9 protein-coding genes are annotated in these 10069 nt (G+C 58.3%); all 9 read left to right on the plus strand.

Annotated features, from left to right (window positions below):
• Nucleotides 1-36 precede the first annotated feature (36 nt).
• The 9 genes from mrcB (at nucleotide 37) to msrQ (ending at nucleotide 9897) form a co-directional block, all read left to right on the plus strand.
• A complete protein-coding gene (mrcB, locus tag AC1RS8_RS27500) occupies nucleotides 37-2355 on the plus strand; it encodes a penicillin-binding protein 1B (RefSeq protein WP_057713283.1) in 2319 nt (772 codons plus the stop codon).
• Nucleotides 2356-2371: 16 nt separating this feature from the next.
• A complete protein-coding gene (locus AC1RS8_RS27505) occupies nucleotides 2372-3109 on the plus strand; it encodes a tetratricopeptide repeat protein (protein WP_489339229.1) in 738 nt (245 codons plus the stop codon).
• The gene (locus AC1RS8_RS27510) at nucleotides 3109-3444 is read left to right on the plus strand and encodes a YqcC family protein (RefSeq protein WP_489339228.1); all 336 of its coding nucleotides are present in this window, start codon (nucleotides 3109-3111) and stop codon (nucleotides 3442-3444) included. Before AC1RS8_RS27505 ends, AC1RS8_RS27510 begins: the two co-directional genes overlap by 1 nt.
• A gap of 483 nt (nucleotides 3445-3927) precedes the next feature.
• Complete coding sequence (locus AC1RS8_RS27515; protein WP_489339227.1) at nucleotides 3928-5652, plus strand: acetolactate synthase 3 large subunit; 1725 nt, start codon at nucleotides 3928-3930, stop codon at nucleotides 5650-5652.
• A 2-nt stretch (nucleotides 5653-5654) separates the two neighbouring features.
• Nucleotides 5655-6146: an acetolactate synthase small subunit gene (gene ilvN / locus AC1RS8_RS27520; protein ID WP_003205610.1), complete on the plus strand. Its 492-nt coding sequence runs from the start codon at nucleotides 5655-5657 to the stop codon at nucleotides 6144-6146.
• Between the two features lie 45 nt (nucleotides 6147-6191).
• Nucleotides 6192-7208 (plus strand): ketol-acid reductoisomerase, encoded by a 1017-nt coding sequence (ilvC, locus tag AC1RS8_RS27525; protein ID WP_003228216.1) that lies wholly within the window; start codon nucleotides 6192-6194, stop codon nucleotides 7206-7208.
• A gap of 142 nt (nucleotides 7209-7350) precedes the next feature.
• Nucleotides 7351-8205, plus strand: a complete 855-nt coding sequence (gene pssA / locus AC1RS8_RS27530; RefSeq protein WP_007971084.1) for a CDP-diacylglycerol--serine O-phosphatidyltransferase — start codon at nucleotides 7351-7353, stop codon at nucleotides 8203-8205.
• 58 nt (nucleotides 8206-8263) lie between these two features.
• Entirely contained in the window at nucleotides 8264-9277 is a 1014-nt protein-coding gene (msrP, locus tag AC1RS8_RS27535) for a protein-methionine-sulfoxide reductase catalytic subunit MsrP (protein ID WP_489339226.1), read from the plus strand.
• On the plus strand, nucleotides 9277-9897 hold the full coding sequence (gene msrQ / locus AC1RS8_RS27540; RefSeq protein ID WP_489339225.1) for a protein-methionine-sulfoxide reductase heme-binding subunit MsrQ: 621 nt from the start codon (nucleotides 9277-9279) through the stop codon (nucleotides 9895-9897). Before msrP ends, msrQ begins: the two co-directional genes overlap by 1 nt.
• Nucleotides 9898-10069 lie beyond the last annotated feature (172 nt).

The following is a 10069-nucleotide window of genomic DNA, read 5'->3' on the forward strand; positions in this document are numbered from 1 at the left end:
TGTTGAGGATGAATAAAGTGCGTATAATCCGCCGCCATGACTCGTACTCGAACTCCCCGTACCCCGAAAAAACCACCCTCCAGGGGCCTGCGCCCGTGGCTGGGCTGGGCCATTAAACTCAGTCTGGTCGCCCTTGTGGTGCTGGCCGGATTCGCCGTTTACCTTGATGCGATCGTCCAGGAGAAGTTTTCCGGCAAGCGCTGGACCATCCCGGCCAAGGTTTACGCGCGCCCGCTCGAGCTGTTCGTCGGACAGAAGCTGAGCCGGGATGATTTCCTGACCGAGCTCGATGCCTTGGGCTATCGCCGCGAAAGCGTGGCCAACGGTCCGGGGGCGGCGTCGGTCAACGGCAATACCGTTGATCTGAATACCCGTGGCTTCCAGTTCTATGAAGGCATGGAGCAGGCGCAACCGGTGCGGGTGCGTTTCTCCGGCGATTACGTGGCCGAGTTGGCGGGGGCAAAAGGCTCGAAGCTGTCGGTGGTGCGCCTGGAGCCGCTGCTGATCGGCGGCCTGTACCCGAAAAACCTCGAAGACCGGATTCTGATCAAGATCGATCAGGTGCCACCGTACCTGCTTGAAACGCTGGTGGCGGTCGAGGATCGCGATTTTTATCATCACTTTGGTGTTTCGCCGAAGTCGATCGCCCGTGCCATCTGGGTCAACGGTTCGTCCGGGCGCATGCGTCAGGGCGGCAGTACCCTGACGCAGCAGTTGGTCAAGAACTTCTACCTGACCAACGAGCGCAGCCTGAGCCGCAAACTCACCGAAGCGATGATGGCGTTGCTGCTTGAACTGCACTACGACAAGCGCGAAATCCTTGAGGCTTACCTCAACGAAGTGTTTGTCGGGCAGGACGGTCAGCGTGCGGTGCACGGTTTCGGTCTGGCCAGCCAGTTCTTCTTCAGCCAGCCGCTGGCCGAGCTCAAGCTGCATCAGGTCGCGCTGCTGGTGGGCATGGTCAAGGGGCCTTCTTCCTATAACCCCCGTCGTAATCCGGAGCGTGCCCTCGAGCGGCGCAACCTGGTACTCGATGTGCTGCAAGAGCAGGGCGTCGCGACCGCCGAGCAGGTTGAGGCAGCGAAGAAAATGCCGCTGGGCGTGACCAAGCGCGGCAGTCTGGCGGACAGCTCGTTCCCCGGCTTCCTCGATCTGGTCAAGCGTCAGTTGCGCGAAGACTATCGCGACGAAGACTTGACCGAAGAAGGGCTGCGCATCTTCACCAGTTTCGACCCGATCCTGCAGATGAAGGCTGAAGCCTCGGTCAACGACACCTTCAAGCGTCTGGCGGGGCGCAAGGGTTCCGATGACGTCGAAGCGGCAATGGTCGTGACCAACCCGGAGACCGGGGAAGTGCAGGCCATGATCGGCAGTCGCCAGGCCAGTTTTGCCGGGTTCAACCGGGCGCTGGATGCTGTACGGCCGATCGGCTCGCTGATCAAGCCGGCTGTTTATCTGACCGCACTGGAGAAACCGAGCCAGTACACATTGACCAGTTGGCTGTCGGACGAGTCCTTCTCGGTCAAAGGCGCGGATGGTCAGGTCTGGAAGCCGCAGAACTACGATCGTCGTTCTCACGGTACGGTGTTCCTCTATCAAGGCCTGGCGCATTCCTACAACCTGTCGACCGCGCGTCTTGGTTTGGCGGTCGGTGTGCCGAACGTATTGAAGACGGTGGCGCGCCTGGGTGTGACGCGTGAATTCCCGGCCTTCCCGTCGATGTTGCTCGGGGCCGGCGGCATGACGCCAATCGAAGTGGCGACCATGTACCAGACCTTGGCCAACGGCGGCTTCAATACGCCGATGCGCGGGATTCGTAGCGTGCTGACTGCCGAGGGCGAGCCACTCAAGCGTTATCCGTTCCAGATTCAGCAGCGTTTTGATCCGGCCTCCATTTACCTGATCCAGAGCGCCATGCAGCGGGTGATGCGTGAGGGTACCGGCAGCTCGGTTTATAACGCGTTGCCAAGGACCCTGACCCTGGCGGGCAAGACCGGTACCAGTAACGATTCGCGAGACAGTTGGTTTGCCGGTTTCAGCCAGGACTTGCTGGCGGTGGTCTGGCTGGGTCGCGACGACAACGGCAAGACGCCATTCACCGGCGCCACCGGGGCCTTGCAGGTCTGGACCAGTTTTATGCGCAAGGCCGACCCGTTGCCGCTGGACATGCCGCAGCCGGATAATGTCGTTCAGGCCTGGGTGGACTCGCGAACCGGGCAAGGTTCTGACGCCGGTTGCCCTGGTGCCGTGCAGATGCCGTATATTCGCGGCAGCGAACCGCCTCCCGGTGCCGCTTGCGGTGGTGAAAACCCTGCCGAGACGGTGATGGACTGGGTCAAGGGCTGGATGAATTAAGCAAAGAGGGTTTCAAGTGAACAAGTGGTTGATTCCAGCGGTTGCCGCCGTAGCTTTGCTCAGCGGTTGCTCTAGCGTACAACGTGGCTCGATTCCGGTCGTGGATTCCGGCACTGCCGTGTCCAACAGTGAGCGGATCTCGGCCAATGGCGGTTTCCGCCAGACGACCGTCAAGCGCCCTGCGCAGGGTCAGTCGCAGACCCAGGCGATTCCGCAAGGTGACAGCGGCGTTGTGGTGATGGTGCCAGGCGCGGCAACGACTTCGATGCCGATCAGCACCACGCCGATTACCCCGGGTCCGATCACGCCGGGGCCGATCGACACGTCGCCGGTCCAATCGGCGCCGATCAATCCGGGCAGCTACAGCATGCCGTCGTCGCCAAGCGGGATTCCATCGGCCAGTTCGGGCGGGCTTTCTGCCGACGAGCAATTGGACGGCCCGGTATTGGCTTTGCTGACCACCGCTCAACAGCAACAGGCGAGCGGTGATCTCAATGGTGCCTCCTCCAGCCTCGAACGCGCCCAGCGCGTTGCTCCGCGTGAGCCTCAGGTGCTTTTCCGTCTGGCCCAGGTACGCATGGCTCAGGGCGATGCGGCCCAAGCCGAGCAGTTCGCTCGCCGTGGACTGACCTTTGCCAATGGCCGTCCAGCCCTTCAGGCGAACTTGTGGGAACTGATTGGCCAGGCGCGTGAAAAACAGGGTGACTCCCAAGGCGCGGCATTGGCTCGACAGAAGGCCAAGGTAACGCTGTGATGGATGTGCGCTTTCTGAAAATCGCCGATCAACTGTTGTTGATCGAGCGCGAGTTGCGGGTGCAAGGGTGGTGGGATGAAGTCCCGCCCTCTGCCGAAGCGCTTTCCAGTGTCGAGCCGTTTTCGGTCGACACACTGGAATTCGAGCAGTGGCTGCAATGGATCTTCCTGCCACGCATGAAGATGATCCTCGAGCAGGATTTGCCGCTACCCAATGCTTCGGGCATTCAGGAAATGGCTGAAATGGTCTTTGCCGGGCGCAATGTCCAGGGTAGGGATCGGCAGTTACAGGTGCTGCTCAAAGAATTCGATCAACTGATCACCGCGTCCCGCTGAGCCAGAAGCTGCCAGTGTCCGCTGGCAGTTGTTCACAATATCCCTCTATTTTGTCGGCCGTTTCAGGGTAAGTGCATTCGCGTGCCAATTTTTTGCTAAAAGTTGCGCAATCAAAGCTAACACGGGGTGGATTTACGGGTTTTTTCTTGCGTTCTCATGTGCTTAGTAGAATAAAGCACATAGACGACTTGACTTGCGAAGGCCGAAACAGAAGAATCCAAAGTCCGCTGTACAGGGACTGCCAGAAGCAGACCCTCTCAGCAGATCATGAGGCGCATATCCGCGTCGACCTGTTACACCCGCAACGCGTTACCTCGCGCTGGGTGGGAAAGCCCCGCAACACTTGGGACGATCCCAATACTTGCTCAGTCAGTGCTGACGTAGTCGGCGACCACCGTCGCTCATGCTCTGCCGAGAAGTAAACCTATTAAGACCCGTCCCATTTTTCGTGGGCGGTATTCTGGCGTTTTAGAGGTGAGCAACGTGGAGCTTTTATCTGGCGGTGAGATGCTCGTCCGCTTCTTGCGTGACGAAGGCGTCAAATATATCTACGGGTACCCGGGTGGTGCTCTTCTTCATGTCTACGATGCCCTGTTCAAAGAACCGGAAGTGACCCACATCCTGGTTCGTCACGAGCAAGCGGCTACCCATATGGCTGACGGCTACGCCCGTGCCACCGGTAAAGCCGGCGTGGTACTGGTGACTTCCGGTCCTGGCGCAACAAACGCCATCACCGGTATCGCCACCGCCTACATGGACTCCATTCCGATGGTGATCATTTCCGGCCAGGTGCCTAGCACCATGGTTGGCACCGATGCGTTCCAGGAAACCGACATGATCGGTATCTCCCGGCCGATCGTGAAGCACAGCTTCATGATCAAGCACGCGTCGGAAATCCCGGAAGTCATGAAGAAGGCGTTCTACCTGGCGCAATCCGGTCGTCCTGGCCCGGTCGTTGTCGATATCCCGAAAGACATGACCAACCCGGCCGAGAAGTTCGAATACGTCTTCCCGAAAAAAGCCAAGCTGCGTTCCTACAGCCCGGCTGTACGCGGTCACTCCGGTCAAATCCGCAAGGCGGCAGAAATGCTCCTGGCGGCCAAGCGTCCTGTGTTGTACTCGGGCGGCGGCGTGATCCTGGGCAGTGGTTCCGCACCACTGACCGAACTGGCGAAGATGCTCAACCTGCCAGTGACCAATACCCTGATGGGCCTCGGTGGCTACCCTGGCACCGACCGTCAGTTCATCGGCATGCTCGGCATGCACGGCAGCTACACGGCCAACCTGGCGATGCACCATGCTGACGTGATCCTCGCTGTCGGCGCACGTTTCGACGACCGTGTCATCAACGGCGCGTCGAAGTTCTGCCCGAACGCCAAGATCATTCACATCGACATCGATCCGGCTTCGATCTCCAAGACCATCAAGGCCGACGTGCCTATCGTGGGGCCGGTTGAGAGTGTCCTGACCGAAATGGTCGCGATCCTCAAGGAAATCGGCGAGACCCCGAACAAGGAGTCCGTTGCCAGCTGGTGGAAGCAGGTTGACGAGTGGCGCGGTGATCGCGGCCTGTTCCCGTATGACAAGGGCGACGGCAGCAAGATCAAGCCTCAGACCGTGATCGAAACCCTGTGCGAAGTGACCAATGGCGATGCCTTTGTGACCTCCGACGTGGGTCAGCACCAGATGTTTGCTGCGCAGTACTACAAGTTCAACAAGCCGAACCGCTGGATCAACTCCGGTGGCCTGGGCACCATGGGCTTCGGTTTCCCGGCGGCCATGGGCATTCAGTTGAGCTATCCGGATGCCGACGTCGCCTGTGTGACGGGCGAAGGCAGTATCCAGATGAACATCCAGGAGCTGTCCACCTGTTTGCAATACGGTTTGCCGGTAAAAATCGTCATTCTGAACAATGGCGTTCTGGGTATGGTTCGTCAGTGGCAGGACATGAGCTATGGCAGCCGTCACTCGCACTCCTACATGGAGTCGTTGCCTGACTTCGTCAAGCTGGCTGAAGCCTATGGTCACGTTGGCGTGCGCATCACTGAATCGAAAGATTTGAAGTCGAAGATGGAAGAAGCGTTCGCCATGAAAGATCGCCTGGTGGTGATCGATATTTCGGTCGATACCAGCGAGCACGTCTACCCGATGCAGATCAAAGACGGCTCCATGCGCGATATGTGGCTGAGCAAGACGGAGCGTACCTAATCATGCGGCACATTATTTCCTTGCTTCTGGAAAACGAACCCGGTGCTCTGTCTCGTGTGGTTGGCCTGTTCTCGCAGCGCAACTACAACATCGAAAGCCTGACTGTGGCACCAACCGAAGACCCGACCCTGTCGCGTCTGACGCTGACCACGGTCGGTCACGATGAAATCATTGAGCAGATCACCAAGAACCTGAACAAGCTGATCGAAGTGGTAAAACTGGTCGACCTGTCGGAGAGTGCTCACATCGAGCGCGAACTGATGCTGGTCAAGGTCAAGGCCACCGGCGCCCAGCGCGCCGAGATCAAGCGCACTACCGATATTTACCGTGGGCAGATCGTCGATGTCAGCGCCAGCGTGTATACCGTTCAACTGACCGGTACCAGCGACAAGCTCGACAGCTTCATTCAGTCCATTGGCACCGCCTCGATTCTGGAGACCGTCCGTAGTGGCGTGACCGGCATTGCCCGCGGCGACAAAGTACTCAGCATCTAAACCAAATTAGCGAACGGCCTGAACGGCCTGATATAGGGGAAATTCATGAAAGTTTTCTACGATAAAGACTGCGACCTGTCGATCATCCAGGGCAAGAAAGTTGCCATCATCGGTTATGGTTCCCAGGGCCACGCTCAAGCGTGCAACCTGAAAGACTCCGGCGTTGACGTGACTGTCGGCCTGCGTAAAGGTTCGGCTACCGTTGCCAAGGCTGAAGCCCACGGCCTGAAAGTGACCGACGTTGCTTCTGCTGTTGCAGCTGCCGACCTGGTCATGATCCTGACCCCGGACGAATTCCAGTCCTCCCTGTACAAGAACGAAATCGAGCCGAACATCAAGAAAGGCGCCACCCTGGCCTTCTCCCACGGCTTCGCGATCCACTACAACCAGGTTGTGCCGCGCGCTGACCTCGACGTGATCATGATCGCGCCGAAGGCTCCGGGTCACACCGTGCGTTCCGAGTTCGTGAAGGGCGGCGGTATCCCTGACCTGATCGCTATCTACCAGGACGCCTCGGGCAACGCCAAGAACGTCGCTCTGTCCTACGCTGCCGGCGTTGGTGGCGGTCGTACCGGCATCATCGAAACCACTTTCAAGGACGAGACTGAAACCGACCTGTTCGGCGAACAAGCCGTTCTGTGCGGCGGTACCGTTGAACTGGTCAAAGCCGGTTTCGAAACCCTGGTTGAAGCTGGCTACGCGCCGGAAATGGCCTACTTCGAGTGCCTGCACGAACTGAAGCTGATCGTTGACCTCATGTACGAAGGCGGTATCGCCAACATGAACTACTCGATCTCCAACAACGCCGAATACGGCGAGTACGTGACCGGCCCTGAAGTCATCAACGCCGAATCCCGTCAGGCCATGCGCAACGCCCTGAAACGTATTCAGGACGGCGAATACGCCAAGATGTTCATCAGTGAAGGCGCTACCGGCTATCCTTCGATGACCGCCAAGCGTCGTAACAACGCCGCTCACGGTATCGAAATCATCGGCGAGCAACTGCGCTCCATGATGCCGTGGATCGGTGCCAACAAGATCGTCGACAAAGCTAAAAACTAAATCGCGCGCTTGTACGAAAAACGCGGCTTAGGCCGCGTTTTTTCGTTTGGGGGCCGGTTCTGGTATAAAGCTGCATCGTTTGCGGCCGAACCGTCGTCCCAGACACCTGTCCAAACTTTCCACCCGTTGCAAGGTAATGTCCATGAGCGAACGCCCCGAAGAGCCAAACCAGGCTTCTGACGCCGAAAGCCTGCTGCCCATCGATGAACATGTCGAGGAAGGGCATGACGCCGAAGGTCGTAAAGTCCGGCATCGTGGTATCTATCTTCTGCCGAATCTGTTCACCACTGCGAATCTGTTCGCAGGGTTCTATTCCATCATCAACTCAATGAGCGCCCAGGCGGCCTTGAGTGCCGGTGACTCGGCCAATGCGAGCAAGTATTTCGCGTTCGCGGCCATCGCGATCTTCGTCGCAATGGTGCTCGATGGTCTTGATGGGCGCGTGGCCCGCATGACCAATACCCAGAGCGCCTTCGGTGCCGAGTACGACTCGCTGTCGGACATGGTTGCCTTTGGTGTTGCCCCGGCATTGCTGGCCTTCGGTTGGGCCTTGGGTGACATGGGCAAGGTTGGCTGGATGGTCGCCTTCATCTATGTGGCGGGCGCGGCCTTGCGCCTTGCGCGCTTCAACACTCAGGTCGGTACCGCGGACAAGCGCTACTTCATCGGTCTGGCCAGTCCTGCCGCTGCGGGTGTGGTTGCAGGTATCGTCTGGGCGTTCAGTGACTACGGCATTCAGGGTTCCAAGATGTCCTTCCTGGTTGCGCTGATGGTTGCGGCGGCCGGCATGCTGATGGTCAGCAACATCAAGTACAACAGCTTCAAGGAACTGGACCTGAAGGGGCGGGTGCCTTTCGTGGCGATTCTCGCCGTGGTGCTGGTGTTCGCGGTGGTGTTCAGTGACCCTCCGCGCATCCTGCTGCTGGTGTTTCTCGCCTATGCAGCCTCCGGCCCGGTTCAATATCTGTTACGTCTTCGCCGTAACAAGAGCGCGTAATTTCCCTCATACTCCGCAGTCTATGGGTGCATCTGTCCTCCAAAGCTGCGGAGTAAACATGCTGATCAAAGTCCCCAGAACGTCCGACTGCCACGAGTCGGACGTCACGCCTGAATCCCTCTATCTTTCTCGACGCAAAGTGCTCGGCGCCACGGTTGCGGGCTTCGCTCTGGGCAGCCTGCCGCAATGGGCCAGCGCTGGCGATGCTGTGCGTTATCCGGATGTCGAGCCCGGCAAGGCGCCTTCCTGGTTCAGCGAAAAACTTCCGGCTACCCAGTGGGGAGCGATCAGCGTCAAGGATGAGGCGATCACGCCGTTCAAGGATGCGACCCACTACAACAACTTCTACGAGTTCGGCACAGACAAAGGTGATCCGGCCGCCAATGCCGGCACGCTGAAGACGGAACCGTGGTCGGTAGTTGTGGACGGGGAGGTGGGCAAGCCCGGGCGGTACGCGCTGGAGGACTTCATGAAGCCGTATCGGTTGGAGGAGCGAATCTACCGGCTGCGTTGCGTGGAAGCCTGGTCGATGGTCATTCCCTGGATCGGTTTTCCGCTCTCGGCCTTGCTCAAGGAAGTCGAGCCGACCTCGAAAGCCAGATTCATCCGCTTCGAAACCTTGCAGGATCCCAAAAGCATGCCGGGTCAGCGCTCCGGTTTTGCATTGATCGACTGGCCCTATGTGGAAGGGTTGCGACTGGATGAGGCCATGAATCCATTGGCGATTCTCGCAGTGGGGATGTACGGGCGTGAATTGCCTAATCAAAACGGTGCGCCGTTGCGTTTGGTGGCGCCTTGGAAATATGGCTTCAAGAGCATCAAGTCAATCGTGCGCATCAGTCTGGTCAGCGAGCAGCCGAAAACCACCTGGCAGAGTATTGCTGCGGATGAATATGGCTTTTATGCGAACGTGAATCCCACCGTTGATCATCCTCGCTGGACTCAGGCGCGTGAACGCCGCCTGCCCAGTGGCTTGTTCAAGCCCAATGTGCGCGACACGCAAATGTTCAACGGCTATTCAGAGGAGGTCTCCTCTCTATATACGGGGCTCGACCTGAGGAAGAATTACTGATGCGCTATCCGTTTTGGCGTATCGGTGTCTTTGTCGTGGTGCTGGTGTGGCCGCTGCTGTGGCTGTACCAGGCTTGGGAAGATGTCCTCGGGCCGGATCCGGGCAAGGTGCTGGTCGATCGATTGGGTTTGGGGGCGCTTGTTCTGCTGCTTGTAACCTTGAGCATGGCGCCTTTGCAGAGACTCACCGGTTGGTCGGGGTGGAATGCCGTGCGGCGACAGTTGGGATTGTGGTGCTTTGCCTATGTGCTGCTCCACCTCGGTAGCTACTGCGCATTCATTCTTGGTTTTGACTGGTCGCAGTTGGGTGTCGAGTTGCGCAAGCGACCTTACATTATTGTCGGGGCGTTGGGTTTTCTTGGTTTGCTGGCATTGGCGGTGACTTCCAATCGATACAGTCAGCGACGATTGGGCGCTCGCTGGAAGAAGTTGCATCGCCTGGCTTATGCCATTCTCGGGCTTGGATTACTGCATATGCTCTGGATTGTGCGCGCCGACCTGAAGGAGTGGGTGATCTATGCATCTATAGGTGCGTTGCTGTTAATGCTGCGGCTACCGCCTGTGGCTCGTCGAATCCCGCGTCTAATGGCTAAAAAGGCCTCTTCTGCCAAAAAGGCGTAAATAGTGGTTGACGGCAGATTCCAGGTGTCTATAATTCGCCCCACTTCCGGCGCAGTCGAAACGGAAAACTCCTTGGTAAACAAAGAGTTATGCAGTTTCGGCAGCAGGTTGCTTCAGTTCATCGAAGCACAAAGGGAGTTGAAAAAGAGGTGTTGACAGCAGCGTGTAACGC

Source organism: Pseudomonas sp. GW821-FHT12A04 (assembly GCF_058807755.1).

What these genes read in the sequence shown, in the direction of transcription:
- msrP (WP_489339226.1), top strand. Translation starts at nt 8,264, where the DNA reads ATGCTGATCAAAGTCCCCAGAACGTCCGACTGCCACGAGTCGGACGTC.
- ilvN (WP_003205610.1), top strand. Translation starts at nt 5,655, where the DNA reads ATGCGGCACATTATTTCCTTGCTTCTGGAAAACGAACCCGGTGCTCTG.
- mrcB (WP_057713283.1), top strand. Translation starts at nt 37, where the DNA reads ATGACTCGTACTCGAACTCCCCGTACCCCGAAAAAACCACCCTCCAGG.
- ilvC (WP_003228216.1), top strand. Translation starts at nt 6,192, where the DNA reads ATGAAAGTTTTCTACGATAAAGACTGCGACCTGTCGATCATCCAGGGC.
- msrQ (WP_489339225.1), top strand. Translation starts at nt 9,277, where the DNA reads ATGCGCTATCCGTTTTGGCGTATCGGTGTCTTTGTCGTGGTGCTGGTG.
- pssA (WP_007971084.1), top strand. Translation starts at nt 7,351, where the DNA reads ATGAGCGAACGCCCCGAAGAGCCAAACCAGGCTTCTGACGCCGAAAGC.
- AC1RS8_RS27510 (WP_489339228.1), top strand. Translation starts at nt 3,109, where the DNA reads ATGGATGTGCGCTTTCTGAAAATCGCCGATCAACTGTTGTTGATCGAG.